Annotated in this window: 23 protein-coding genes and 1 pseudogene; 20 read left to right on the top strand and 4 right to left on the bottom strand. The window is 59.0% G+C overall.

Features of this window, described 5'->3' with window-relative positions:
- The first annotated feature begins 152 nt into the window (after positions 1–152).
- The 9 genes from nifA (NKJ94_RS05380) (at position 153) to NKJ94_RS05340 (ending at position 9633) form a co-directional block, all read left to right on the top strand.
- A complete protein-coding gene (gene nifA, locus NKJ94_RS05380; protein ID WP_352523381.1) occupies positions 153–1916 on the top strand; it encodes a nif-specific transcriptional activator NifA in 1764 nt (587 codons plus the stop codon).
- 238 nt (positions 1917–2154) lie between these two features.
- Positions 2155–3633 (top strand): nitrogenase cofactor biosynthesis protein NifB, encoded by a 1479-nt coding sequence (nifB, locus tag NKJ94_RS05375; RefSeq protein WP_352523380.1) that lies wholly within the window; start codon positions 2155–2157, stop codon positions 3631–3633.
- A gap of 32 nt (positions 3634–3665) precedes the next feature.
- Positions 3666–3860: a 4Fe-4S dicluster domain-containing protein gene (locus tag NKJ94_RS37560; protein ID WP_023678248.1), complete on the top strand. Its 195-nt coding sequence runs from the start codon at positions 3666–3668 to the stop codon at positions 3858–3860.
- Between the two features lie 99 nt (positions 3861–3959).
- Positions 3960–4280, top strand: coding sequence for a nitrogen fixation protein NifZ (locus tag NKJ94_RS05365; RefSeq protein ID WP_352516056.1), 321 nt, complete (start codon positions 3960–3962; stop codon positions 4278–4280).
- Positions 4277–4489 (top strand): putative nitrogen fixation protein NifT, encoded by a 213-nt coding sequence (nifT, locus tag NKJ94_RS05360; protein ID WP_023678250.1) that lies wholly within the window; start codon positions 4277–4279, stop codon positions 4487–4489. The genes NKJ94_RS05365 and nifT overlap by 4 nt, the downstream gene beginning before the upstream one ends.
- A gap of 38 nt (positions 4490–4527) precedes the next feature.
- Positions 4528–5433, top strand: a complete 906-nt coding sequence (locus NKJ94_RS05355) for an SIR2 family NAD-dependent protein deacylase (RefSeq protein WP_352523379.1) — start codon at positions 4528–4530, stop codon at positions 5431–5433.
- Positions 5434–5506: 73 nt separating this feature from the next.
- Positions 5507–7375: an ABC transporter ATP-binding protein gene (locus NKJ94_RS05350; RefSeq protein ID WP_352523377.1), complete on the top strand. Its 1869-nt coding sequence runs from the start codon at positions 5507–5509 to the stop codon at positions 7373–7375.
- Entirely contained in the window at positions 7375–9270 is a 1896-nt protein-coding gene (locus NKJ94_RS05345) for an ABC transporter ATP-binding protein (protein WP_352523376.1), read from the top strand. Before NKJ94_RS05350 ends, NKJ94_RS05345 begins: the two co-directional genes overlap by 1 nt.
- 159 nt (positions 9271–9429) lie before the next feature.
- Positions 9430–9633, top strand: a complete 204-nt coding sequence (locus NKJ94_RS05340; protein WP_352457028.1) for a hypothetical protein — start codon at positions 9430–9432, stop codon at positions 9631–9633.
- A 251-nt stretch (positions 9634–9884) separates the two neighbouring features.
- Here the strand turns inward: NKJ94_RS05340 and NKJ94_RS05335 are convergent, their stop codons facing one another.
- The 3 genes from NKJ94_RS05335 to nifA (NKJ94_RS05325) form a co-directional block, all read right to left on the bottom strand.
- Positions 9885–10925: an LLM class flavin-dependent oxidoreductase gene (locus tag NKJ94_RS05335; protein ID WP_023678254.1), complete on the bottom strand. Its 1041-nt coding sequence runs from the start codon at positions 10923–10925 to the stop codon at positions 9885–9887.
- A gap of 91 nt (positions 10926–11016) precedes the next feature.
- Positions 11017–12156, bottom strand: coding sequence for a histidinol-phosphate transaminase (gene hisC, locus NKJ94_RS05330; protein ID WP_352523374.1), 1140 nt, complete (start codon positions 12154–12156; stop codon positions 11017–11019).
- A gap of 235 nt (positions 12157–12391) precedes the next feature.
- Positions 12392–14164 carry a nif-specific transcriptional activator NifA gene (nifA, locus tag NKJ94_RS05325; protein WP_502904164.1) on the bottom strand — a complete coding sequence of 591 codons (1773 nt, stop codon included), beginning with the start codon at positions 14162–14164 and terminating at the stop codon, positions 12392–12394.
- 741 nt (positions 14165–14905) lie between these two features.
- Between nifA (NKJ94_RS05325) and NKJ94_RS05320 the strand changes: the two genes are divergently transcribed.
- The 3 genes from NKJ94_RS05320 (at position 14906) to NKJ94_RS05310 (ending at position 17833) form a co-directional block, all read left to right on the top strand.
- The gene (locus NKJ94_RS05320) at positions 14906–15115 is read left to right on the top strand and encodes a hypothetical protein (RefSeq protein ID WP_156937379.1); all 210 of its coding nucleotides are present in this window, start codon (positions 14906–14908) and stop codon (positions 15113–15115) included.
- Positions 15116–15169: 54 nt separating this feature from the next.
- The gene (locus NKJ94_RS05315; protein ID WP_352523373.1) at positions 15170–16498 is read left to right on the top strand and encodes a dicarboxylate/amino acid:cation symporter; all 1329 of its coding nucleotides are present in this window, start codon (positions 15170–15172) and stop codon (positions 16496–16498) included.
- A gap of 303 nt (positions 16499–16801) precedes the next feature.
- Complete coding sequence (locus tag NKJ94_RS05310) at positions 16802–17833, top strand: LacI family DNA-binding transcriptional regulator (RefSeq protein WP_352523372.1); 1032 nt, start codon at positions 16802–16804, stop codon at positions 17831–17833.
- A 582-nt stretch (positions 17834–18415) separates the two neighbouring features.
- Here NKJ94_RS05310 and NKJ94_RS05305 read toward each other — a convergent pair.
- Entirely contained in the window at positions 18416–19345 is a 930-nt protein-coding gene (locus NKJ94_RS05305) for a LysR family transcriptional regulator (RefSeq protein ID WP_352523371.1), read from the bottom strand.
- A 266-nt stretch (positions 19346–19611) separates the two neighbouring features.
- Here NKJ94_RS05305 and NKJ94_RS05300 point away from each other — a divergent pair, with 266 nt between their 5' ends.
- From NKJ94_RS05300 to NKJ94_RS05265, 8 genes and pseudogenes are all read left to right on the top strand, one after another.
- Complete coding sequence (locus NKJ94_RS05300; RefSeq protein WP_352523370.1) at positions 19612–20205, top strand: NodA family N-acyltransferase; 594 nt, start codon at positions 19612–19614, stop codon at positions 20203–20205.
- Positions 20202–20861: a chitooligosaccharide deacetylase NodB gene (gene nodB, locus NKJ94_RS05295; RefSeq protein ID WP_352523368.1), complete on the top strand. Its 660-nt coding sequence runs from the start codon at positions 20202–20204 to the stop codon at positions 20859–20861. The genes NKJ94_RS05300 and nodB overlap by 4 nt, the downstream gene beginning before the upstream one ends.
- Positions 20862–20875: 14 nt before the next feature.
- Positions 20876–22201 (top strand): chitooligosaccharide synthase NodC, encoded by a 1326-nt coding sequence (nodC, locus tag NKJ94_RS05290; RefSeq protein WP_352466667.1) that lies wholly within the window; start codon positions 20876–20878, stop codon positions 22199–22201.
- Positions 22202–22281: 80 nt separating this feature from the next.
- Complete coding sequence (gene nodS, locus NKJ94_RS05285; RefSeq protein WP_352523407.1) at positions 22282–22878, top strand: nodulation methyltransferase NodS; 597 nt, start codon at positions 22282–22284, stop codon at positions 22876–22878.
- A 35-nt stretch (positions 22879–22913) separates the two neighbouring features.
- Positions 22914–23147: pseudogene (locus NKJ94_RS05280) on the top strand (carbamoyltransferase N-terminal domain-containing protein); the annotation flags it as partial.
- 55 nt (positions 23148–23202) lie between these two features.
- Complete coding sequence (nodI, locus tag NKJ94_RS05275) at positions 23203–24114, top strand: nodulation factor ABC transporter ATP-binding protein NodI (RefSeq protein ID WP_023719311.1); 912 nt, start codon at positions 23203–23205, stop codon at positions 24112–24114.
- Positions 24115–24117: 3 nt separating this feature from the next.
- Positions 24118–24906, top strand: coding sequence for an ABC transporter permease (locus NKJ94_RS05270; protein WP_352516374.1), 789 nt, complete (start codon positions 24118–24120; stop codon positions 24904–24906).
- 67 nt (positions 24907–24973) lie between these two features.
- On the top strand, positions 24974–25924 hold the full coding sequence (locus NKJ94_RS05265) for a LysR family transcriptional regulator (RefSeq protein WP_352523367.1): 951 nt from the start codon (positions 24974–24976) through the stop codon (positions 25922–25924).
- The last annotated feature ends 31 nt before the right edge of the window (positions 25925–25955 follow it).

The following is a 25955-nucleotide window of genomic DNA, read 5'->3' as shown; positions in this document are numbered from 1 at the left end:
TCTTGGTACACCTGAGGTCGCGACCAACGCCAAGTCTATCTTTGCTTGATTTGCCGCGCCACGAAGAGAAGCTCGTGAATACTGTGCTTTCAGAATTCAGACTCAGACACAAAAGGAGGAGCACTCTGGACGACAACCGCTGAGGTGTTTCCATGGCTCACGTACCGCAAGATCGGGTCGACGAGGTAGCACCTCGGGATACCCGCCCCGAACCGCCCATCAAAAGCATGCCCCAAGCAGATATCGCGCTCAGGGGACTCTACGAGATATCGAAGGTGCTGACCGCCCCCAGCGAGCTGGAGACTACGCTCGCCAATGTCGTGAACATCCTGCCTTCGTTTCTGCAGATGCGTCACGGAGCAATCGTCGTCCTGGACGCTGAAGGAGAGCCGGAGATTGCCGCAACTGCCGGCAATACCCACGCACCTCAATCAGGCACTCGCCGCGTCATACCACAGGCCATAACAGATCAAATCGTCGCTACGGGGACGCCGCTCTTCATACCGGACGTCTGCAAGTCCCAACTATTTCAGGCTGACCTTCAAACATCTTCGAGCAGCGGCACCATCCCAATTGCCTTTATCGGTATCCCGCTAAAGGCTGATCATAAAATCCTTGGGACATTGTCGATCGACCGCGCCGGAGACGGCGCCACCGACTTTCGCGACGACGAGGACACATACTTCCTGACGATGGTCGCCAACCTTGTCGGCCGGACGATCCGTCTCCATCGCATCCTGAGTACAGATCGTCAGCGGTCTGTCCATGAGCAATGGAGACCGGAGAAATCGCCCAACGAGGGGAGGACCTACGACCCTGCCCGGCATGCGGATGTCAAAATCGACGGGATCATCGGGGAAAGCCCCGCACTCAAGCAGGTGCTCGAAACCGTCTCGGTCGTAGCAGGGACCAATTCCACCGTGCTACTGCGGGGTGAAAGCGGCACCGGCAAGGAATTCTTTGCGCAAGCCATCCATAAGCTCTCACGTCGGAGGAAGAAGTCTTTCGTCAAATTGAACTGCGCCGCACTGTCTGAAAGCGTTCTGGAGTCAGAACTGTTTGGGCATGAAAAGGGCGCTTTCACGGGTGCTATCTCCCAGCGCGCCGGTCGTTTTGAATTGGCAAATGAGGGAACGCTGCTACTTGATGAAATCGGCGAGATTTCGCCGGCCTTTCAAGCCAAGCTGTTGCGTGTCTTGCAGGAAGGCGAGTTGGAGCGAGTCGGCGGCACCAAAACGCTACAGGTCGACGTGCGCCTCATATGCGCCACCAACAAGGACCTCGAGACGGCCGTCATAAAAGGGGAGTTCAGGGCCGACCTTTATTACCGCATCAATGTGGTGCCAATTATCCTGCCTCCGCTCAGAGAGCGACCCGGCGATATTCCACGCCTTGCGAACGCCTTCCTCAATCGATTCAACAAGGAGAACGATCGCGCACTCGCCTTCGCGCCGTCGGCGCTTGACCTGATCTCGCAATGCTACTTCCCTGGTAACGTCCGCGAGCTGGAGAACTGCGTCCAAAGGACGGCCACACTTGCGCGTTCAAGGACGATCACGCCATCCGATTTCGCCTGTAAGAAGAGCCAGTGCCTTTCCTGGCTCCTCTGGAAGCGAGCCGACCGCTCGAATGGCGGCAATACCATCGACGATCTCGCACGGGTCAACGCAGGGCCGGTCGGATTGCGGCTGCCGGCCAGTCGCATCGGTGCCTCCGCAGGCAACGTATCTCCCCTTGCGGCCGGCGATCCAAACGATCCCGCTTGTCCCCCGCGTCTGACGGAACGCGACCGGCTGATCGACGCGATGGACAAGGCCGGTTGGGTTCAGGCCAGGGCGGCTCGTATCCTCGGCCTCACGCCGCGGCAAATCGGCTACGCGCTGCGCCGATATGGCATCGAGGTGAAGAAATTCTAGACGTCGTGATGACGTCAAACGTAAGCCCGGAGTAGTCTCCCTCACACTCTTCGCGCCCAAGGCTGGTAGCCTTCGCGACCCGATTTGCTTGTCCACTGTCGGAAGCCCGACAAAGGTGTGTCGGAGCAATCCGACGGAATCCGACACGAAAGCCAATTCGTGAACCAAACCCGCTCTTTGAGCTGGCATAGCTCTTGCGGTTTGAACTGCGACATTCACCCAGCAACGGAGCCGTTCGATGTCCGCACCGGCAATTTCGCTTGAGAGCCTCAGCACGACATTCGATGACCAGTTGCTTGCCACCGTGAAAGCCGGTGGCTGCGCGTCTTCGTCCTGCGGCTCGTCGATAAAGCCGGACGACATGGATCCGGCTGTCTGGGAAAAGATCAAGGATCACCCCTGCTTTTCAGAAGAGGCGCATCACTATTTCGCGCGCATGCACGTCGCGGTCGCGCCCGGCTGCAATATCCAGTGCAACTACTGCAATCGCAAATATAACTGCGCCAACGAAAGCCGGCCTGGGGTGGTCTCCGAAAAGCTGACGCCCGACCAGGCGCTACGCAAGGTGATCGCGGTCGCCAACGAGGTGCCGCAGCTTTCCGTGCTCGGCATCGCCGGACCTGGCGATGCCTGTTACGACTGGAAGAAGACGAAGGCAACGTTCGAACGAGTCGCCAGGGAAATCCCAGACATCAAGTTTTGCATCTCCACGAATGGGCTCGCGCTGCCGGACCATGTCGATGAGCTTGCCGACATGAATGTCGATCACGTGACGATCACCATCAACATGGTCGACCCTGAGGTCGGTGCAAAGATCTATCCTTGGATCTTTTACGACCATCGCCGCTACGTCGGCATCGAAGCCGCCCGGATCCTGCACGAGCGGCAGATGTTGGGTCTGGAGATGCTGACCGCGCGCGGCATCCTCACCAAAATCAATTCGGTGATGATCCCCGGCGTGAACGATGAGCATCTGATCGAGGTGAATAGATGGGTCAAGGAGCGAGGCGCGTTCCTGCACAACCTCATGCCGCTGATTTCGGACCCGGCGCACGGCACGCACTACGGACTGAGCGGGCAACGCGGCCCAAACGCAATGGAGATGAAGGCTCTTCAGGATCGTGTCGAAGGCGGCGCCCAGTTGATGCGCCACTGCCGGCAGTGCCGGGCAGATGCCGTCGGCCTGCTCGGTGAGGATCGTGGCCAGGAATTCACAGTCGACCGGATTCCCGGCGAGGTCACCTACGATGCCAGCAATCGCAAGGCCTATCGGGAGCTGGTCGCGGAGGAGCGCCGTGATCACGTGGCGGCTAGGAGAGAAGCGATCGGATTGGTCAAGGCAGCGAGCCCCGGCAAGTCCCTTCTCTTCGCGGTGGCGACCAAGGGCGGCGGCCGCGTCAATGAACATTTCGGCCATGCGAAGGAATTCCAGGTTTATCAAGCCTCGCCGAGAGGGATCAGTTTTGTCGGGCATCGGAAGGTGGAGCAGTATTGCCTCGGCGGCTGGGGCGGAGAAGCCGCCCTCGATGGCGTCATCGCAGCGCTTGAAGGCATAGATATCGTGCTGTGCGCCAAGATCGGAAACTGCCCGCAGGATCAGCTCGCCGACGCTGGAATCCAAGCCACCGACGCATATGCCCACGACTATATCGAGACCGCAATCAGCGCGATTTACGCGGCCGCGTCTGGGACCCCCGCACTCGCGGCGACGGCCTGAGCGCGTCTCATCCATTCGGACCAGGAGTTAAAATGGCTTTCAAGATCATCGCATCCCAATGCACCCAATGCGGCGCCTGCGAATTCGAGTGTCCCTCCGGCGCGATCAAGTTCAAAGGCGAGAGCTATGTGATCGAGCCGCAAAAGTGCACCGAATGCGAGGGGGTCTTCGATGCGCAGCAATGTGCCTCGGTATGCCCGGTGCCGAAGACCTGCGTTCCTGCGTGACGGACATTGGGCCGCCGACATGGTCGGGGATGCCTTCGCAGGACGCCTGGAACGCCTTTGTTCACAATCTGCAGCCTCAAGAGAAATCAGGGAACGGACATGTCGCTCGGACGCGAAGAGGAGGTCGAAATCCGCAGGCCTCCACGATTCATGCCGGGAGAGCGGGTACGTGCCACTCGCCACATAAAGAATGACGGCACCTATCCTGGCAGGGAGATCGGCGAAAATCTCGTGCGGAAGGGCGACGAGGGATATGTGCGCGACATTGGCACCTTTCTCCAGCAGTTCTTCATCTATGCGGTCGAATGGATCGACCGTGGCACCGTCGTCGGCATGCGAGCGCGTGAACTGATGAGCCTCGACAAAGCCGAGGCGCCCTGCAGTGCTGATAGCAATACCAATGAAGGGACGGCCAGATGAAAGTCATGATCCGCAGGACCGATGCTGGCTTGTCGGCGTATGTCCCGAAGAAGGACCTCGAAGAGCCGATCATCAAGCTCGAGAAGGAAGAGTTGTGGGGCGGAACTGTGACGCTCAGGAACGGGTGGAGGCTCCTCCTACCCGATCTTCCACGGGATACGCGTCTGCCGATCACCGTCGAGGCAAGGAAGGTTTCCGAAGAGGACTGATGCTGCCCCTTGATAAGGTGCGTCGCGAGGAAACGAGCATGAACACCATCCTGACATCGGGCCACCTCGTCATCGTGCGGGACAGTTTTGCCGAAAAGCTGCTTGACCTGGCGAAGGAAGCGCTCGCCGCCGATCAGGTGATCCCCTATCTCGGTCCGGGTCTTCTTGGGTTCAACTGTGCGGAACCGCCTGTGCCGCATACGCCCGAGGTCGTTGCCGCGGCACTCAATGCACGGGCGCCAGCCCCTTCCAGGATCCGCACCAATATGTGGTCGGTTGCGCAGTTCATCGAACAGCGCCGGCATCGCCGGACGCTTCAAGCTTGGATGACCGACATATTCGCAGCGCCGGTGGCGCCGACCCTCCTCCACGCCTGGCTCGCAAGGCTGCCGCTCTCCCTCATCGTCGACAGCTGGTACGCCGGCGCGATGCGCACGGCTCTCGGAGAGACCGGCCGAACGGACGTCGTTGAGATACAAGGCGTCACGCGGGCGAACGAAATCGGTAACATTTGGACGAAAACCTACGATTTGTCCGGGAGGGAACTCGACCCCCGATCGGGGGCGAAGACGGTTCTCTATACACCTCACGGGAGTATTAGGCCGGCGCAAAACTTTCTCGTCGCAGATTCGGACTATGTCGAAGTCCTGACCGAAATCGATATCCAGACACCGATCTCAGACGTGGTGAAGGAACGGCGCATCACCCGTGGATTTTTCTTCGTTGGCTGCCGCTTCAACGATCAGATGCTGCGCACCTACGCCAGGCAAATCATGAAGCGCTCCCGAGGTCCACATTGCGCGGTAATGGACGCGGAAACGCTGACCAGAAACGAAGCGCGTTTCCTTGCGGCAAGCGGAATCACGGTGATCGACATGCCAGTAGGTGAAGCCGCGGCTCGGCTTATAGGAACGGGCACTGCTGCAGGTGGTGGACAGGATTAACAATGGCGGGCCCCTTTGATGATTGGTCCTTCGGCTTGCCTCGAAGGCGCAAAATGCAGTCGGGAATACACCCGTGAGCAGTGATGCTATCGGCAGCGCAACGAACGCTCTGAATTCGTTGACCGATGTGGAAGCGGCGCGCTGGGGCCGGGATTTGAGTACGCTGTTGCGCATCACGCGTATGAATTTGCGGCATCCCTGGCAGGTCGCCTTCGCTATGGGCTCGACGATCATGGCGGCAATCCTCCAGTTGCTCATTCCCCAGCTTCTCGGCCGGGCTGTCGACCAGACCCAGACAGCCATCGGGGGCGGTGTCGCGGGGACCGCGGCAGGACAAGCGCTCTGGACCCCGGCTCTCCTGCTGCTCGCCGTCAGCGCGCTACGCGGCCTTTTCACGATGGCGCAGAACTATTTTGCCGAAGCCGTCGGGCATCATGTCGCGTACGAACTGCGGCTCGCCTACTACGACAAGATCCAGCGTCTCAGCTTTTCCTTTCACGACCGGGTCCATTCAGGCGATCTGATCACCATCGGAATGCTCGATCTCCAAGGCGTGCGGATGTATTTTTCCACCGCGCTCGTTCGCGTGCTCCTGCTCACCATGCTGATCGGGATCGGCGCCTACATGATGATCTCGACCGATCCCATGCTCGGCCTGGTCGCGCTGAGCTTCGTGCCTTTTGTCGCCTGGCGCTCATCGGCCACACAGCTTAGGCTGCGCGCCACCTGGCTCGACCTGCATGAGCGGCTTTCAGTACTAAGCCGCGTGATGGAGGAAAATCTCGCAGGCATCCGCGTGGTCCGCGCTTTTGCGGCTCAAGCCTATGAGATGCTGAAGTTCGACGGCGCTTCCAAGAACGCGCTCGACCTCGCCCACGACCGAGTTGACATCTACGTGCCCAGCACGTCGGCGATGACCTTGTCCTTCTTTTTCGCAATGGGATTGGTGCTCTGGATCGGTGGCAGCAAGCTCGTCGCTGGCGAGATAAGCGTCGGAACGGTGGCGACCTTCCTGACCTTCATGACAATCCTGCAAATGCCAGTCCGCCAGATCGGCCTCATGGTCAATGCCTTTGCCCGCGCTTCTAGCTGCGGTTCGCGGCTTTTCGGTCTCCTCGACCAGGAGATCACAATCAGGGATGCTCTCGAGGCCAGACCGCTCGAGATAAGCGACGGCACTCTGCGCTTCCACAATGTCTCGTTTGCGTACCCCAGCGCCGAAAACCGCGCCATTCTGAAGAACCTCAGCTTTGAGGCCCGTAGAGGCGAGACGATCGCGATCGTCGGTCCGCCGGGTTCGGGCAAATCGACGATAGCTCATCTGGTCCCCCGCTTTTATGACGTGACCGGTGGCGCCATCACGCTGGACGGCCAGGACATACGCAATGTCACCCTCGCGACGCTTCGCAAGGCGGTCGCCGTCGTACAGCAGGATGCATTCCTATTCACCACTACGATCGAGAACAACATCGCTTATGGCGATCCCTGGGCGAAGAGACAGCGAATCGAACGCGCTGGCGAATTCGCCCAGCTCCACAACTACATCCTCGGGCTCCCAGCGGGCTACGAGACGGTCGTGGGCGAACGCGGCGTCTCTCTCTCTGGCGGCCAGCGCCAGCGTCTCACGATTGCTCGCACCATGATGCTGCGCCCCTCCGTCGTCGTTTTCGACGACTCAACGGCCGCGATCGATGCCGGCACCGAGCAGCGCATCCGCGCGGCGATGCGGCGCTTCGCCAAGGATCGGGTGACGATCATCATCGCGCACCGGCTGAGTGCGCTTGTGCATGCCGATCAGATCCTTTTTGTCGATAACGGCGAAATCGTAGAACGCGGCACGCATCAAGAGCTTTTGGCGAAGCGGGGACGCTACAGGGCCCTTTACGATCTCCAGACGCGCCCGGGTGATGACAATATGACCCAGTATGGGGGCGCCCGCTGATGGCGCAGGGCCGCGCCGGCGAAGTCGAAGCCGAACGTGACGACGGTAGACGCCCTCCGCGCGCGGTTGTCGGCTCGCACCGCATCGAGGAGGAGATGTTCGGCCGGGCTTTCGACAAGAGCATCCTCCGGCGCATCTGGGCTTTCGTCCGTCCCTATCGGGCCAGGGTAGTCATCACGATTGCAGCAATGCTGATCTTCACCGGGACGCAGCTTCTCATCCCGTTGATCATCCGCTACGCGCTCGACCAGGGCATGAACCCGGCAAGGACCGATCGCTCAGCCCAGCTCGCGGCCGTCGGCGCGTTCGTTTTGGCGATTTTGGTCAATTTCGCTGCCGGCTACATGCAGGAAACCGTGGTTGGGAAAGTGGCCGAAACTGTCCTGTTCGACATCCGCCGCGCCATGTTTGGCCATCTGCAGAAGGTTTCGCTCTCCTTCATGGACAAGACCGAGGTCGGACGCCTCATGTCGCGCCTGCAAGGCGACGTCAACTCCATACAGGAATTCCTCGAAACCTCGGTATATTCCGTAGGCGATGTTGCGCTTCTCTTCGGCATCGTTTTCGTAATGCTGTGGCTCGACTTCCGGCTCGGCCTCCTGACGCTCTCGGTTCTGCCGGTCCTGGTGATCGTCCGCATTGTCTGGCTGCCGCGTGCCCGCGACGCCTTCATGGCCGCACACGAGACTAATTCCGTCGTCAACGGCGCGCTGGCCGAAGCCATTCACGGCGTGCGCACCGTCCAGTCAATGGACCGCCAGCAGGTGAATTTCATCCTTTTTGACGACAAGGCCCATGCCAACCTCAGGACCCACCTGATCGCTGCCAAATATGCACTGGTCATGGTGCCTATCGTCGATGGCCTCACCGGCCTCGCCATGGCCGCCGTTATTGTGGTCGGCGGCTCGATGGTCATGAATGGCCGCATAGATGTGGGCGTATTGGTTGCCTACCTATTTTACATCCAGCGCTTCTTTGACCCGATCCGCTCACTCACCCTGCAATATTCGGTCATGCAGCGCGCCATGGCCTCAGGCAAGCGCCTGACCGATGTGCTCGACGTCAAGATCGATGTTCAGGACAAACCCAATGCCGAGGTGCTTTCGCCCGAAATGGACGGCTCGGTCGAGTTCAGGGACGTCACCTTCGGCTACAATCCGAACCGTTCGGTGCTGAAAAATGTCTCTTTCCGGGTCAATCCCGGCGAGACGGTCGCACTGGTCGGGCCGAGCGGTTCTGGCAAATCGAGCGCGATGGCCCTGGTCCACCGCTTCTATGATGTTCAGCAGGGCCAAGTGCTGGTCGGCGGACATGATGTGCGCGATCTCACCCAGGAATCGCTCGGCCGCCAGGTCGCCATGGTGCTGCAGGAGCCGTTCCTGTTCACCGGGACGGTCTTCGAGAACATTCGATACCACAAGACGGAAGCCACGCGCGACAAGGTGATCGAGGCCGCCAAGGCGGTCGGCGCCCACGACTTCATAATGAGCCTCGCCGACGGGTATGACACCCAACTTGGCGAACGCGGCGACAACTTATCTCTCGGCCAGCGCCAGCTTATCAGTTTCGCCCGCGCCCTCGTCGCCGACGCCAAGATCCTCGTGCTCGACGAAGCTACCGCCAACATCGACAGCTACACGGAAATGCAGATTCAGAAGGCTCTGATAAAGCTGCTTGAAGGGCGCACTGGCCTCGTCATCGCCCACCGTCTTGCCACGATCCGGGGTGCCGACCGCATCATCGTGCTTCAGAATGGCCAAGTTATTGCGACTGGCAACCACGATCAGCTAATAGCCATGGGGGGCCTGTATTCCAAACTCTACAATCTCAACTACGCGTCCTTTGACGATATTCCAGAACACGATACGACCGTACAAGCCGGCTCCCAGACCTGACGTCTTGGCGGCCTTGTGGTACTGACATTGACTTCGGGCGTGCCGGCGGACACTCAGGCCGCCGCAGACGAGGAAGCAGGCAGCATTCATGCAAAGCACTCGCGCGGATCGTGAAGACCGGCTGCGAACGATTTCCTCCAGCGTCGTTATCCGACCGCGGTGCACGCCGCGACATCGGGCGAACTCGCTCCAGGTGGTGTCGCTCGGCGTAGCAAAGCCGCTCGCGAGCGCGCCCTCAACAGCGCCGTAGCGAGTGACGGCTTTGCTACCGCCGAGCCGCTGATGAAGCTGGATGCGGGAGCCGCCACCGGCGCCGCCCCGGTCGAGAAGAACCTCTTGCGGCGGGCTATGGGCAACGACTAGCGCGAGCGCGACGAGCAGATGCGTGCCGGCATCGTGACGCGCTCGGCCATCATCTCCTTAGGATCGTGCAGTCTCACACCGTGCCCAGATGCCGGCCAACGCACAAACCTGGTAATCTGTGCCGCCGGCTCGTCGTCAGTTTGGCCTCCCTCACGATTTCCCAATCCCCACCACGTGCACGCTCGAGCACGTGGATGTGAGGGAGCGCTGTTACAACGATTTACCTTCGGATCAGACCGCGAATTTCATGGTCAGCCAAGTCGAGCCATGATTTCGGATTGAATGGTCGTCGCGGTGTATAGGGAAGCATCTAGCGGCAGATTCCCAAATGCCAGTTGACAAAGAAGGTAGTTAGCACCTGCCTCTTCCAACTGACTGAGCAGAGCTTCTCGCACAGACGCTGCTGATCCTACCACGCACAATTCACTCTCGACTGCCGCATCGAAGGTCAGCGGCAGGTTGGGTGGAGTGGGGATAGCGTTAAGCTCGTAAAGGAATTGGAAGCTCTTGAGCCATCGTTCGTAAGCAGGTGCCGCGAGCGAATAGGCATGTGTGTCACAACGCCCAACCACGACCATGCGGAGCAATCCAATAAATGGCGCTCGATCGCCCGCGCCAGTGTTGTCCTCTTGATAGGCGCGGAACGCATCAGTAGTTTTGCGAACAGAAGAGGAAGGTCCTACACACGCGATATTTGCTCCATTCGCAGCGGCCCAGGCTGCGGACTCGGGTCGATTGGCGGCGACCCATGTCGGCGGATGTGGACGCTGATGAGGTCTTAGCGTCAAAGGAACGTCATTGAGCTCAAAATGGCGGCCTTGATAGCACAGCGTGCCAACCTTCATGGCATTAACAAGTATTTCAACAAGAATTTCGCTGGCTTCCGCATAGCGGCCCGGCACCGCGTCCGCACCAATCCCGAAGTAACCCAATTCGATCGGGAGAGCACCGCGCCCTATGCCCAGTTCGAGCCTGCCACCGCTCAACTGGTCCAGCATACAGATCTCTTCGAACGCACGCAGCGGATGATAAAGCGCAAGCAGCATCACCAAGGGTCCGAGACGCAGGCGCCGGGTGCGCTGGGCGACGCTCGATAAGAACAGATTCGGCGATGGACCTCTCCCATGGGGGGTACAGTGGTGCTCTGCGAGATGATAGGCATAGAACCCTAGCTGATCGCACGCCTCTGCTAATATCAGGCGATCTTCGTACTGCCGGGCGATATCGAGGCCGTCCTCGTCCAGATGATCGAAGATGCCGAAGGCTAGATTTGAAGGAAAGACGTTTGTCACTCGATATTGTCCCCGATTTTAAAGAAAAATGTTGTCGTGCTTGGGTGACCAAGCAAGTCTAAAGATAGCAATGTGTGATATCGGATTAGCGTCAGCGTACCGAACGAGCAGAGCCTGACGCTCCCCTGCCCGTGGTGCTTGGTATGTTTAAGCTTCCAACTATATCGCGAGCGGCAGCAAGAAATGCATCCAATTGCTCTTTTGTGCCGATGCTGACGCGGATGCAATGTTCCAAACCATTGTCCGGAAAGTAGGCAACGAGTATCTTTTGCCTTTCCAAGGCTGCTTGCCACCATGAGCCGTCCTGTCCCGCTGGCACACGGGCTAGCAAGAAATTAGCGTGGGAGGGCGTTACGGAAAATCCAAGTTGCGACAGTGCGGCTGTCACTCGCTGTCGTTCATGTCTGATGTGCTTGTGGTTCTCTGCGTAGGCGCCGCGATGCGCAAGCACGCTGATACCAACCGCATGCCCGATCACGTTCATGTTGAAGACGTTCTGGATGTTGCGCAGCCTGCCAATAATCTCAGGGTGACCGAAACCGAAACCGACGCGAATGCCGGCGGCGGCATAGCTCTTCGAAAATGTTCTCAAGATCAGAAGGTTCGAATAACGGTTGATGAGGCGCAGCCCGTGATCGGGTGCAAAGTCGACGTAGGCCTCATCGAGGACGACCAGGCGATCCGATTGTGCCACGAGGCGTTCGATATTGCTTATCGAGAGGAATGTTCCGGTCGGATTGTTTGGATTGGCCACCAGAATGAACTTGGCGTCTTTTGCCGGACCGGAAAGCAATTGCTCCATTGGCAGCGAATGAGTTTGACATCCGATCTCGAGAAACTCAGCACCATGCAACATGGCAAGTTTGCGGTTGAACGAAAACCCTGGCGATATCATCGCCACCTTGTCGCCAGGGGCGAGGAAAGCTCTGTAGATGAGTCCGAGCAGTTCAGACGACCCGTTGCCTGCGATGACCTGATCCGTGGATACGCCATAGGTATTGGACGCTGCTTCCCTCAAGCTGATGTTATCGTCGTCCGGATACAGATACTGGCGCTGGAGGGCCGCCACTGCACTTTGCATTATGATTGGCGGCAACGGAAACGGGTTCTCATTCGTATTCAGCTTGACAAAACTTTTGTCCGGCGCTGGTCCGTTGGACGGCAGAGCATCTAACTGTCGCGTCCCTTGCGGAAGAGACGAAAGCACAGCTTGCAGTTTTGCATCGGACATATTTTATCTCCGTTTCAGTCGCACAGGGGCATCCGTATGAGCTCGCAACGAGAGCAACATGGCGGACGGATTGACGATGGCAGCGTCGCCTTTCACAAGATGGTCGCAACGCCGGCTGCCACGGGAATTCGGCCAGGCTGTCCTCGGTCGGATCGACTTGACGCGGACGCGGATCTGCATCCCTGCGCGGGCCAAGCCGCTAAGCGGTCTCAGCTAATCCGCCTGAGTCAAGCTTTCACAGACGCTTGACCTCGATGCCGTATTTCCTCAGCACGTAGCCAATCTGGCGCGGGGTCAGTCCAAGCAGGCGCGCCGCCTTTGCCTGCACCCAGCCACATCTTTCCATGGCAGCAATGACGCGCTCGGCGTCGGTGGTCCTCGCGCCCAATGAGTGGGTTGCTCCGGCAGGCGGGACTGTTGTGGCGGCTGAACGAGCGGCCGCATCCGGCGGCGTGGCCGGATTCACTGCCTCTGGGAGGATTGGCGCTGGTTGCAGCTCGGCCTTGCCCGATCTGCTCTTCCGCAGCGCCTCGGCAAAGCATTGGTCGTGGGAGCACGCAAAGTCGTTTCTCCCGATTGATCGTCCCTCCGCCAGGATCGCTGTCCGGTGCACGCAATTTTCAAGCTCGCGAATGTTGCCGGGAAATTCACATTTCATCAGTACTTCAATCGCACGCGCATCGAAGGTCAGCGTACGGCCGTTCTCATCGTTGAAATTCTTGAGAAACTCAGCTGCGAGGAGCGGAATATCGCTGCGCCTTTGGCGTAATGCCGGCACCAGCAAGGGAACCACGTTGATGCGATAATATAGGTCGGCGCGGAACTCATTCCTTGCAACCGCCTCTTCAAGGTTCCTGTTCGTGGCGGCAATCACGCGAACGTCGACCTTGATGGTCTGGTTGCTGCCGACGCGCTCAAACTCCTGCTCCTGCAGCACGCGCAGTAGCTTTGCCTGGAAGGAGGCCGAGATCTCGCCGATCTCATCCAGAAACAACGTCCCCTTGTCGGCGAGCTCAAAGCGACCCTTGCGGGAATTGAACGCGCTTGTGAAGGCACCCTTCTCATGACCGAACAATTCGGATTCCAGGACTGTCTCTGGCAGCGCTGCACAATTGAGTTTGATGAAGGGCCGCTTGGCGCGCGGCGACAACTCGTGAATTGCCTTGGCGACCAGCTCCTTCCCGGTACCGGATTCGCCTCGCAACAGAACCGTGGTCTTTGCCTTAGCTACAACTGCGATCTTCTCGAGCAGCGCGCTTAGCGCCGGACTATCGCCAATCATTCCCTTGACGTGAACCTTCTTGCGCTGCGGTGCAGGGTGCTTGACATCAGAGAATTGCGTTTGCAGCCCATCTTCCACCTCCGTCGGTCGTTCGCGGTCGCCCGCGGAGAAGCGGTGCAACTTGACTGTCTGTCCCACCATGTTGGCTATCATGGTGAGCAGCCGGACATCATAATCGAGCCGATACGTTGACCTGCTGTCCAAGGCGCGGTCGATAATCAGCGTGCCTACGGCGTTCCCATCAACACGAATGGGAACGCCGATGAAGGACACGGTGTCGGAGGCCCCAAGCACCTCTATGTCAGCGGCAGTGAAGGCCGAATGCACCGCTATGTTCTCGGCGACGAGCGGCGTGTCCGTCGTCACAATCAGATCGATTGCCTTGCGCGGCAGGCGCATCCGGGAGCGCTCATCGCTGTTCTCGTCGCAGCCGGTGACTACGGTGATGTCCAGTTCGCCCTCAGCGTCGAAGAGAGCGATGATGCCGTGCCGCATCTGCACAAACGAGGGCAGGAGATCGACGACCTTGGCCAACGTGACTTCGAGCCGGGCGGGGTCGGTGAGTACTTTCGATATTTCGAAGATGCCGGTAAGCGCGTGCTCGTGCGATGGCACAAAAGGGACCGCGGTGTTCATCTCGGACTTTGGGTAAGCCCTTTTCGCATCCGGAAGCGAAATGCGGCACTCGCTGGCATTTTGTTCTGATTTGGGAATGTTGTGGTGCATGTGATCCTCGATCTCGCGCCATGAAATGCATGCCTGCGGCATGTGCGCCCGCGACGTCGCGGGCAAGCGCGAAAATGCTCTGACGTGAACTCGTGCCACCGCCGTGTGGTCGAGTGCAAAGCGGGTCGACCCCTGACGCATCGCTTGGCTCTCCCTCCACGAAGCTTGGTCACGTTCTCGGCTTGCACGGGGGCAACCACACGTTGATTTTCAAAAGACTGGAGCGAGGCGGGATAGTCAATCGAGCTTTCTTTCATTCGTGAAAGGAAACCTCGCGGCCTATGATAGAATTCATCAGTTCTAATTTTTGTCGGCGATGTTGAACGACAGAAATACGGCGCCGGCGATGCGGTGCCCGAGCGGCTGACCGCGCCGAGTATAAATTGCCGGGCCGTGCCATTCACCAGCGCCTGCGAACCAGGGGCGGCAGCGATAATCACTGCCGACGACACTGGTCGGTCGCGGCAACCGCCATTTCCTCGATATTGATGACGCAGATAAGGCGGCGGCGTCGCGTGTGAAGGCGCGAAGCTGGCGGTCGAGCGCGGCTTTCTCGCCGGTGCTCGGAACTTCTGAACCGCATCGTCGCGGTCAGCACCAGCGGCGTCAATCCCTACGTCTCGACGTCGCTTTCAAGCTGTCGCTGCAGCGGCAGCGCGGCAAAGAACACGGCAATTCTCCGCTCTGGTGCCAGCGATGCGGCCCTTCCCAAAGTCGGCAAACCGAGGAGCCCACCACGATGTGCAGCAAAACCGCAAGCCAGAGAGATCGACCGGCAATCTGCCGGAGAACATCAAGCGCGTGCTGGACGGCGGCCTTGTCATTCCCGTCTTGTGCCACCGCATTCATCCCATCATTGGCGAGCCCAACGTCAGTTCAGGTCATGCGGATCCATTTGGCATGGGTATTGCGGCGGCGTTGGTGCAGCGTTCGACCGGAGCGCCGCGATAGGGAGAAGCCCGGGAGAAGTCACGCCACCTCGATCCGGTCAGGGAGAGAGAAACAGTGTCAGCTGCACAAGTCCGCGGCGCGAGTCCCGCGCCCCGCAAACCCTTCTATGCCAAGCTTTACGCGCAGGTGCTTGCCGCCATCGCCCTCGGCGTCGCAATTGGCTATTTCTATCCGGGGACCGGCGAGAGCCTGAAGCCGCTGGGTGATGCCTTCATCAAGCTGGTCAAGATGATCATCGCGCCTGTCATCTTCCTGACAATTGCGACCGGCATTGCCGGCATGAACGATCTTCACAAGGTCGGCCGGGTCGCCGGCAAGGCAATGGTCTATTTCCTCACTTTCTCGACGCTGGCGCTGATCGTCGGCCTCATCGTCGCCAATGTCGTCCAGCCTGGCGCCGGCCTCAACATCGATCCGGCCTCGCTCGATGTCCAGGCCGTGAATACCTATGCCGCAAAGGCCCACGAGCAGTCGGTCACCGGCTTCCTGATGAACATCATCCCGCCAACGATTGTCGGTGCCTTCGCGGAAGGCGACATCCTGCAGGTGCTGTTCTTCTCGGTTCTGTTCGGCATGGCGCTCGCGATGGCCGGAGAGACGGGCAAGCCTGTCGTTTCCTTCCTACAGGCGCTCATCGCGCCTGTCTTCAAGCTCGTCGGCATTCTCATGAAAGCCGCGCCGATCGGCGCCTTCGGCGCAATGGCCTTCACCATCGGCAGATATGGCATCGGTTCGGTCGTCAACCTCGCGATGCTGGTCGCGACGTTCTATTTCACCGCCTTCCTCTTCGTGTTCGGGGTTCTCGGCGCGGTCTGCCGCTACAACGGCTTTTCGATCTGTTCTCTCATTCGCTACATCAAGGAAGAGCTGCTGCTTGTCCTCGCAACGTCCTCCTCGGAGGCCGCGCTCCCCTCGCTCATGCAGAAGATGGAGAAGGCGGGCGCCAGGCGTTCGGTTGTGGGTCTCGTCATCCCGGCCGGATATTCGTTCAATCTGGACGGCACGAATATCTACATGACCCTGGCGGCCCTCTTCATCGCGCAGGCGACGAACACGGATCTGTCAATCGGCGATCAGGTGCTGCTGCTGCTCGTTGCGATGCTTTCCTCCAAGGGCGCTGCAGGTGTAACAGGTGCGGGCTTCATCACCCTGGCTGCTACGCTCGCCGTAGTTCCGAGTGTTCCCGTTGCTGGGATGGCACTGATACTCGGCATCGACCGCTTCATGTCCGAATGCCGGGCGCTGACGAATTGCGTCGGCAACGCAGTGGCATCCCTCGTCGTTGCCCGCTGGGAAGGAGAATTGGACCGAGCGCAGATGAAAGCCGCCTTCTGCGGTCATCAGCTTGCCGAGGCATCAAACCGGATATCCTCCGCCGAGTAAGGGCGACGCACCGCGACCGGTTTCGCCAAGCTGGTCACATGACCTGAACGATCGACTCGCAGGCTCTAAACGGCGCCTCACGGACCATGTATCAGAAGCGCTAAATGTGTGAGTGCAAATCGTCGCCGCCCTAAGCGAATGAACCTTCCGTTATACCCGGCCGGTCTACGTCTGGAGTAGCCCAATACGCTGTCGATCATTCAGTATGCGGGCGTCTTCACTTTTGCCCACCCGAAACCATTGTCGAATCGCGCTAGGTGACAGAGAGCCAGCCTGCGTCAAAAACCAATCAGAATAGGACCCATGACCAAGCGCCCCACAATTGCCGATCTCGCCCGCGAAGCCCGAGTCAGCGTAGCAACGGTCGATCGGGTTCTGAACGCCCGCCATCCGGTGCGCGAGGAGACCGCGCGGCGGGTCCACGACGCCGCCCACGCGATCGGCTATCATGCTGCCGGGCTCATCAAGCAGCGCTTTCGGCGAGACCTACCGTGCTACCGTCTGGGCTTCATCTTGAGAAAACCGGCCCAGCATTTCTACCAAGACTTTGCGCGCGAGGTCGAAGCGTCGGTCAATTTGGCCCAGTCCTTCCACGGCATTCCGCTCATCCAATTCGCCCCGTCACATATGCCGAGCGACCTAATCGCACCGCTCAAGGATTTGGGCGCACGCTGCCATGCGATCGCGATGGTGGCACCGGACCACCCAAAAATTACAGCAGCGGTTGAGGACCTCAAGGCCAAAGGCATTCCAGTTTTCTCGCTGCTTTCCGACTTCGCCGCCGGCGTGCGACAGGGCTATATCGGCCTCAACAACCGCAAGGTGGGGCGCACGGCCGCTTGGATGGTGTCCAAGGTCGCAAAACGGCCCGGCAAGGTGGCGGTGTTTGTCGGTAGCCATCGTTTCCAGGGGCACGAGCTCCGTGACGTCGGCTTTCGCTCCTATTGCCGTGAGAACGCGCCGACGTTCGAGGTGCTCGATCCGCTTGTGAACCTGGAGAAACGGCAGATCACCTACGAGGCAACGCTTGATCTCATGCAGCGGGAACCCGAGCTCGTCGGCTTCTATGTCGCCGGGGGCGGCATGGAGGGCGCCATCTCCGCGGTCCGGGAAGAGGGTAAAAGTCGCGATCTCGTCGCGATCGTGAATGAAATCACGCCGGAATCTCGGGCGGCACTCGCTGATAACATCATCACGATGGCGGTCGCCACGCCAATGCGCCGGCTTTCCCAGGAGCTGATAACGCTGATGATGCGGGCTATCGAGACCGGCACTGCTGAAACACCAGGACAGACATTTCTGCCGTTCGACATTCATCTGCCGGAAAATATATGAAACTGATGGCTTCTATCGTAAGCGGGGAAGTTTCCTTTCATAAATGAGAGAAAGTTGATTGATGATCCCATCCACGCGGGGTAGCCGCACCCCACAGGCCTCAGCCGCGGCCCAGGATGAAGCGCCAATTGGGTGAACGGATCGGCCACGCGTTCAGGCGGAAGCGCGAGGTAAATTCCCTACATCCGCAGCGTCAATCGCGACCGGCTTCATTGCCAACATCTCGACGTTGTCGGTGCAGGGCGGTGTCGTCAAGGATGCCTCACGCCAGTAGCCGAGCGAGGCCGGCACAGTCCATTGGGATTGACCTCGTCGACCGGCATCTCCTCGCCTGGCCGCGCGTGAAAAGCCGCGGCAAGGCCGGGCAAAGTTGGCATTTGAGTGGGGCTAAACATCTTCTGGGACTTCGCACGCGAAATCGGAGGCGGCAGTCAACTCAGCACCAACCCGGGCATGTGTTCTGCTCGTTCCTGGCCCTCGTACTCAGCAAGGAACTGCGCCGCTCTGCCGAGCCAAAGGCCTGACGCCCGAATGGCAACCGCTCCTACGCGATCGCGACCGCCTCCAGGAAGCCCGAGACGCTCAATAGCTTTCAAGCAATGGCGCCAGGCGAGATGCCTCCTGCAACATCATTTCCCGCATCCACAGGCTTGCCGGATCAGTATTGTGAAGCGCAGGCCATTGGACGGCCTCCGTGAATGCGGGATGAGGAAGTGGCGGCGGAAGTCCGACAATCCGCAGGGGTGTTGTTTTTGCGAAATGCTGCGCCAGCCGTAAGGGCATGGTCCCGATGCGGTTGGTGCCTGATAGGACGGGCGCGATCAGGCTAAAGCCCTGTACGACGACCTCGATACGTCTCTCGAAACCGTGCTCGAGCAAATACCACTCCTCCATGGTGGGCTGCCGGGTATGCCTGAATTTGAGCACGACATGCCCCATCGACAAGTATCGCTCGAATGTAAGTGGCTCTGACAGCTGCTTGTTCGTGCCGCAGCCTACGCATACGAGCATATCTTCGAACAGGGCTGCGCGAGGATGTTTCGACATGAACACTTCCGGCATAATCAGAAAATCAACGTCGCCGCGCCGGAGAAGCTCCTCGGGGTCGTCGCAAATAGGCAGACATTCGAAGCGGACGGCGGGAGCTTCCCGCGCAGTACGCTCTACGATCCCCTTAAAAAGCACGAGCGTGAGGTAATCGGAAAGCATGATTCGGAAGAGACGATCCGATTGGGCTGGGTTAAAGGCGTCGGAGGAAATAATCGATAGCTGGATGTGCAGCAATGCGTCCCGGACTGCTGGGGCAAGCCCCTCCGCGCGCGGTGTCAAAATGAGCTCGCGGCCGTTCATCGTAAATAGCTCATTGCTGAAGTAGGCGCGTAACCGAGCGACGGCGGCGCTCATGGCCGGCTGGCTCAGATTAATACTGTTGGCCGCGGCAGTGACTTTACGCTCCCTGATCAGAGCGTCCAGCACAACGAGGAGATTCAGATCCAGCCCCTTAAACCGCATATCCTGATCTATCCAGCGTGTGGATGGGCATCATCTAAACAATCAATTTTACGAATTTACGAACCATGCATTAGAGGAACGTAAATGACCGACGTCAAGCTCAAATCGACGGCGCCGACACGGGCGGGAACATCGAGAGAGCTCATTGGCGAGCCCCACCGGCTGGCTCACCTTCGCTAACGACAACGGTTGAGTGCAGCCAACAACGCCGCCGCTTTGGCCGGGTAATGCGGCCCGCAAGAAACTATTTTGAAGAGAGGTCCTGAATGCGCCCTCAGGTGCAGTGGAAATTGTGCTGGGAAAACGAGTTGCAGCTCTCCGATCACGTCGAGCTCGCCGAGTTCTTTCGTGATACCTACGGGCCGACTGGGGCGTCCAACGCAGAACCGTTCGTGGGTAGTCGAAGCTGGGCCGGAGCCAGGCCTGAACTCCGCGCAATCGCCTATGATTCAAGCGGTGTAGCGGCTCACCTGGGCGTACTGCGCCGTTTCATCAAGGTTGACGCGGTCGACCTGTTGGTGGCTGAGCTGGGCCTGTACGGGGTACGTCCGGACCTTGATGGTCTCGGAATCGCCCATTCAATCCATGTCATGCTTCCAATACTGCAGGAGCTTGGCGTTCCATTCGCTTTCGGAACGGTCCGGGACGCGCTGCGGAATCATGTTGAGAGGTTCGGGCGGCGATACAGCCCTTTGGCCGTTTTGTCGGGAATTCGCGTGCGCTCCACCCGACCAGAGGCGCGCCTCGACCTGCCGCCCACACGCATCGATGACGCACTCACCATTGTTCTGCCAGTTGGACGGCCGATCAGCGAATGGCCCACGGGCACGATGATCGATCGGAACGGACCAGAGCTATGAGCCGTCCCGATTGCTTGTACGAAGTGCGCCGTGAGTGCTCTGACGGCACCGGCCGTCGCAGCGTTTATCTGACGTTTGACGACGGTCCCAATCCACTTTTCACACCGGAGATTCTCGATGTGCTGGCAGAGCAGCGGGTACCGGCGACTTTCTTCGTCATCGGCGCCTACGCCTTAGAGCACCCGGATCTCGTCCAACGAATGTTTGCAGAAGGGCACGAGCTAGGCAACCACACGATGACTCATCCGGATCTGTACAAATGCGGCTTCGGCGAAGTGCAACGTGAGATCTTTGAAGCGAACGGCGCCATCATGAGGGCGTGCCCGCAGGCCTCGGTGCGCTATATTCGCGCGCCCTATGGCGCCTGGAGCGAAGAAGTCTTCACAGCGTCACAGATCGCCGGGCTGACGGCCCTCCATTGGTCCGTCGACCCACGAGATTGGTCTCGCCCTGGGGTCGACGCGATTATCGATACCGTGCTCGCCTCTGTCCGGCCGGGCGCAATCGTACTCTTGCACGACGGATGCCCTCCCGGCGAGTTGAGCCAGGGCGCTCACGCCGGTCTGCGCGACCAGACGGTCACGGCGCTGTCCCGGCTGATTCCAGCACTTCATGAGCGCGGATTTGTAATCCGCTCACTTCCTCAACATCACTGAACAAACGAGATCCCATGACTCTTCTTGGTACAACCAGCACTGTGGCCATTTCGCTTTATGCACTGCTCTCGACTGCTTATAAGAGCATGCAGGGGATTTATGCTCTGCCGACAAACGACTCATCGGCGTTGGAGGATCTCGTCGGCTCCGATCAACTGCCCAGCGTGGATGTCATCGTCCCCTGCTTCAACGAGGATCCGCGCACGCTTTCAGAGTGCCTGGCGTCCATTGCAGACCAAGAATACGCCGGAAGACTTCGGGTCTATGTGGTTGATGACGGTTCTGGAAATCGCGAAGCCGTAGGAACTGTCCACGAAACCTACGCGCGCGACCCTAGGTTCGACATCATTTTGCTTCCCGAGAATGTTGGAAAGCGCAAGGCGCAGATCGCCGCGATACGCCGCTCATCCGGGGATTTGGTGCTTAACGTTGATTCAGACACGATACTCGCGTCCGACGTCATCACCAAGCTTGTACCGAAGATGCGAGATCCAGCGGTCGGCGCAGTCATGGGTCAGTTGATTGCCAGTAACCGGAGCGAGAGCTGGCTGACAAGGCTGATAGACATGGAGTACTGGCTGGCTTGCAACGAGGAGCGCGCGGCACAGGCTCGCTTCGGTGCCGTTATGTGCTGTTGCGGCCCATGTGCCATGTACCGCCGGTCTGCGCTCCTTTTGTTACTGGACCAGTACGAGTCGCAATTTTTTCGGGGCAAGCCAAGCGACTTCGGGGAGGATCGCCATCTCACTATCCTCATGCTGAAAGCAGGCTTTCGAACCGAGTACGTTCCGGGCGCCATCGCGGCCACAGTCGTTCCGAACAGACTCGGACCGTATCTGCGCCAACAACTCCGTTGGGCACGAAGCACATTCCGGGACACGCTGCTTGGGCTGCGCTTGCTGCCCGGCCTCAATAGCTATCTCACGTTGGACGTGGTCGGACAGAATCTCGGGCCGCTACTCCTCGCCCTATCGGTACTAACGGGCCTCGCACATTTCGCACTGACAGGCACTGTGCCTTGGTGGACAGGACTGATGATTGTGTCCATGACCATGCTCCGATGCAGCGTGGTAGCATTTCGTGCTCGACAGTTTCGATTTCTGGGCTTTTCCCTGCACACGTTCATCAACATCTTTCTCTTACTTCCCTTGAAGGCCTACGCGCTGTGTACATTGAGCAATAGCGATTGGCTGTCGCGAAGCTCTGCTGTCGCTACATCGAACACTGGGGGAAAACAGGCCCCCACCCAAACTCCGATCACTGGATCAAGCAGGGCAGAATTCTCACCGCATGCGGCTCCGCTTCGCAGGCTCAATCTTGCGCGGATTCTTCGGGATTAGCGCTGTCGAGCAACATCTGCGGCGACGAGTGATCGCTAATTACCTAGGTGGACGAGAGGTGGACGAGTTTGACCCAGAACATGAATCATCAGTTGCTCGATCGGGAATTGGCCGCAGACGATCCGTGGCGCCTCGACGGCAATCCGTTCGAGCGGGAGCGCCACACGCAAATGCTCCAGCTGGCGCTTGCCCAAGGCTCCATTACAAATGCCCTCGAAGTCGGGTGCGCTGCCGGCGCATTCACGGAAAAACTAGCTCCCTACTGCCAAGGGCTCACCGTCATCGATGTCGTGGCGCAAGCGATTGCTCGAGCACGTCAACGGATAAAGGAGCCGTCGCGCATCAACTGGATAGTCTCCGATGTTCAACAGTTTTCGACCGACCAGTTGTTTGACCTGATCGTTGTGGCGGAGGTCCTATACTACCTCGAAGACATAGCCGAGATGCGCGCGGCCGTCAAAAACCTGGTGCGGGTGCTTGCGCCAGGCGGGCATCTGATCTTCGGATCGGCAAGGGATGCTAATCGCCGTCGCTGGGGTCACGCCGCTGGTGCTGAGCCGGTCATCGCCATGCTGAACGAAACGTTGATCGAGGTAGAGCGTCTTGAGTGTCGGGGCGAGTCGGCTAACGAACACTGCTTGCTCGTCCGTTTCCGGAACCCGCTTTCCGCTTCCTGATGAATCGAATTTATCGCCGTTAACGTGGAGACACTATGCGCATCTGTGGTATCAAGCTGACCCATGACGGGGCGATCGCCCTTGTCGAGGATGGACGGCTCGTCTTCTGCGTTGAGCAGGAAAAGCGGCACAACAATCCGCGTTACCAAACCATCGATAATCTCGACGCAATTGTCGCCGCTTTGGCGGAACAGGGGCTAAATCCTTGTGATGTCGATCAATTCGTTATCGACGGCTGGGATGGCGAAGACGAGTCACAGTTTCAGGTCGGGCAGGCAACCAAGCAACCGCCAGTCTTGGCGACCCTCTCGGTAAAATGAACCCATGTCCATGGTAGCGATCGATCTTACTGACGTAAGCAAAACTTATGACAAGCTCGTTGTCGACAGACTGTCGTTCCGCGTTGCAGCGGGGGAATGCTTCGGGCTCTTGGGACCGAACGGTGCGGGCAAAAGCACGATTGCGCGTATGGTCCTCGGCATGACATCGCCTGATGCGGGGAAGATTACTGTGCTCGGCGCTCCAGTGCCGGCGCGCGCGCGTTTGGCACGTATGCGCATCGGCGTGGTCCCGCAGTTCGACAATCTTGATACCGCGTTCACTGTACGCGAGAACCTGTTGGTGTTCGGGCGCTACTTCCGGATGAGCAGACGCCAGATCGAAGCGGTTATACCGTCGCTGCTTGAGTTCGCCCGCCTCGAGAACAAAGCGGATGCGCGCGTCGCCGAACTGTCCGGCGGCATGAAGCGGCGCCTGACGCTCGCGCGTGCGCTGATCAATGACCCGCACTTGCTGGTGATGGACGAGCCGACCACCGGCCTCGATCCGCAGGCCCGCCACCTGATCTGGGAACGGCTGCGATCGCTGCTGGCGCGGGGCAAGACTATTCTTTTGACTACCCATTTCATGGAAGAGGCCGAGCGGCTGTGCGATCGGCTGTGCGTTATGGAGGAGGGGCGCAAGATCGCCGAAGGCCGCCCGTCCGCACTCATTGACGAGCAGATCGGCTGTGACGTGGTCGAGGTCTACGGCGGCAATCCGCATGAACTGGGTGCGCTGATCCGGCCGTACGCACAGCGCATCGAGGTGAGCGGTGAGACGCTTTTTTGCTATGCACCCGATCCGGAGCAGGTGCTGGTGCAGCTACGCGGGCGCGCGGGTCTACGCCTTCTGCAGCGTCCCCCCAATCTCGAGGATGTGTTTTTGCGGCTAACCGGGCGCGAGATGGAGGACTGAACAATGGGCGAACGTTATGCGGCGGGCATGCCCGCCAATGCGTGGAATTGGGTCGCGGTTTGGCGCCGCAACTATCTTGGATGGAAGAAAATCGGGCTTGCATCGGTTCTCGGCAACCTCGCCGATCCGATGATCTATCTGTTCGGTCTCGGCTTTGGCATCGGAACAATGATAGGTCCTGTTGATGGCACTTCGTACATTGCGTTTCTCGCGGCTGGCATGGTTGCCACAAGCGCGATGGCATCGGCGACCGCTGAAACGGTTTACGGGAGTTTCGGCCGCATGGACCACCAGCGCACCTGGGAAGCAATGCTATGCACTCAGCTGACGCTCGGCGATATCTTACTCGGCGAATTGGCGTGGGCAGCCACCAAGGCCCTGATGGCGGGCACAGCAATCACTATTGTTGCCACCACGCTCGGCTACGCATCGTGGCCATCCATCCTCTGCTTGCTGCCAGTCATCGCTCTCAGTGGCCTCGCCTTCGCGAGTCTAGCGATGGTCGTCACGGCGCTTGCGCCCAGTTATGAATATTTCATATTTTATAATACGCTTGTTATAACACCCATGCTGTTCCTTTGCGGCGCGATGTTTCCGGTCAACCAATTGCCCGGCGCTTTTCAGGACGTCGCCTCCTTGTTGCCGCTCGCACATGCAATTGACCTCATTCGTCCGGCGATGCTTGGCCGTCCGGCCGGCAGCATGGGCCTGCATATCGGCGCGCTTTGCATATACACGGTTTTGCCGTTCTTCCTATCGGTTGCTCTATTTCGTCGTCGGCTGATGCGTTGACGCTACTCACCATTCGTAAAATTGATTCTTTGGGCGATACCCATCCACGCGTCGGATAGGTCAATACATGCGTTTTAAGGGACTCGATCTAAATCTCCTCGTTGTGCTGGACGCTTTGATCAGGGAGCGTAAAGTCACCGCCGCGGCCCGCAGTATTAACCTGAGTCAGCCGGCCATGAGCGCCGCCGTCGGTCGGTTACGCGCCTATTTCAGCGATGAGCTATTTACGATGAACGGCCGCGAACTCATTTTGACACCGCGCGCGGAGGGGCTCGCCACAGCAGTCCGGGAGGCATTGCTGCACATCCAGCTGTCGATTATTTCCTGGGACGCCTTTAACCCGGCCCGATCGGATCGTCGCTTCCGCATCATCCTTTCCGATTACCTCACACTCGTATTTTTTAAGAAGATCGTAAAGCGTGCTGCGCGGGAAGCTCCCGCCGTCCGCTTCGAATGTCTGCTTATTTCCGACGACCCCGAGGAGCTTCTCCGGCGCGGCGACGTTGATTTTCTGATTATGCCGGAAGTGTTCATGTCGAAACATCCTCGCGCAGCCCTGTTCGAAGATATACTCGTATGCGTAGGCTGCGGCACGAACAAGCAGCTGTCAGAGCCACTTACATTCGACCGATACTTGTCGATGGGGCAGGTTGTGCTTAAATTCGGGGACACCCGGCAGCCCTCCATCGAGGAATGGTATTTGCTCGAGAACGGTTTCGAGAGACGTATCGAGGTCGTCGTACAGGGCTTTAGCATGATCCCGCCCCTTCTATCAGGCACCAACCGCATCGGGACAATGCCCTTACGGCTGGCGCAGCATTTCGCAAAATTAACACCCCTGCGGATTGTCGAACTTCCGCCGCCACTTCCTGCCGCATTCACGGAGGCCGTCCAATGGCCTGCGCTTCACAATAATGATCCGGCAAGCCTATGGATGCGGGAAATGATGTTGCAGGAGGCATCTCGTATGATTACCCCGCCTAAGAGCACCGGACGTCTCAGTTGTCGGCCGAATTGAGAAACTGACCCCCTCGGTTATGAGAGGAGGC

The sequence above is a fragment of the Mesorhizobium sp. M0060 genome, from assembly GCF_040323155.1.
In the GTDB taxonomy this organism is placed as follows: domain Bacteria; phylum Pseudomonadota; class Alphaproteobacteria; order Rhizobiales; family Rhizobiaceae; genus Mesorhizobium.
This window is presented reverse-complemented; position numbering and strand designations above follow the sequence as displayed.

What these genes read in the sequence shown, in the direction of transcription:
- NKJ94_RS05310 (WP_352523372.1), top strand. Translation starts at nt 16,802, where the DNA reads ATGACCAAGCGCCCCACAATTGCCGATCTCGCCCGCGAAGCCCGAGTC.
- nodI (WP_023719311.1), top strand. Translation starts at nt 23,203, where the DNA reads ATGTCCATGGTAGCGATCGATCTTACTGACGTAAGCAAAACTTATGAC.
- NKJ94_RS05305 (WP_352523371.1), bottom strand. Translation starts at nt 19,345, where the DNA reads ATGCGGTTTAAGGGGCTGGATCTGAATCTCCTCGTTGTGCTGGACGCT.
- NKJ94_RS05265 (WP_352523367.1), top strand. Translation starts at nt 24,974, where the DNA reads ATGCGTTTTAAGGGACTCGATCTAAATCTCCTCGTTGTGCTGGACGCT.
- NKJ94_RS05300 (WP_352523370.1), top strand. Translation starts at nt 19,612, where the DNA reads ATGCGCCCTCAGGTGCAGTGGAAATTGTGCTGGGAAAACGAGTTGCAG.
- NKJ94_RS37560 (WP_023678248.1), top strand. Translation starts at nt 3,666, where the DNA reads ATGGCTTTCAAGATCATCGCATCCCAATGCACCCAATGCGGCGCCTGC.
- nifA (WP_502904164.1), bottom strand. Translation starts at nt 14,164, where the DNA reads ATGCACCACAACATTCCCAAATCAGAACAAAATGCCAGCGAGTGCCGC.
- nifB (WP_352523380.1), top strand. Translation starts at nt 2,155, where the DNA reads ATGTCCGCACCGGCAATTTCGCTTGAGAGCCTCAGCACGACATTCGAT.
- NKJ94_RS05270 (WP_352516374.1), top strand. Translation starts at nt 24,118, where the DNA reads ATGGGCGAACGTTATGCGGCGGGCATGCCCGCCAATGCGTGGAATTGG.
- nifT (WP_023678250.1), top strand. Translation starts at nt 4,277, where the DNA reads ATGAAAGTCATGATCCGCAGGACCGATGCTGGCTTGTCGGCGTATGTC.
- nifA (WP_352523381.1), top strand. Translation starts at nt 153, where the DNA reads ATGGCTCACGTACCGCAAGATCGGGTCGACGAGGTAGCACCTCGGGAT.
- hisC (WP_352523374.1), bottom strand. Translation starts at nt 12,156, where the DNA reads ATGTCCGATGCAAAACTGCAAGCTGTGCTTTCGTCTCTTCCGCAAGGG.
- NKJ94_RS05355 (WP_352523379.1), top strand. Translation starts at nt 4,528, where the DNA reads ATGAACACCATCCTGACATCGGGCCACCTCGTCATCGTGCGGGACAGT.
- nodC (WP_352466667.1), top strand. Translation starts at nt 20,876, where the DNA reads ATGACTCTTCTTGGTACAACCAGCACTGTGGCCATTTCGCTTTATGCA.
- nodS (WP_352523407.1), top strand. Translation starts at nt 22,282, where the DNA reads ATGAATCATCAGTTGCTCGATCGGGAATTGGCCGCAGACGATCCGTGG.
- NKJ94_RS05365 (WP_352516056.1), top strand. Translation starts at nt 3,960, where the DNA reads ATGTCGCTCGGACGCGAAGAGGAGGTCGAAATCCGCAGGCCTCCACGA.
- nodB (WP_352523368.1), top strand. Translation starts at nt 20,202, where the DNA reads ATGAGCCGTCCCGATTGCTTGTACGAAGTGCGCCGTGAGTGCTCTGAC.
- NKJ94_RS05345 (WP_352523376.1), top strand. Translation starts at nt 7,375, where the DNA reads ATGGCGCAGGGCCGCGCCGGCGAAGTCGAAGCCGAACGTGACGACGGT.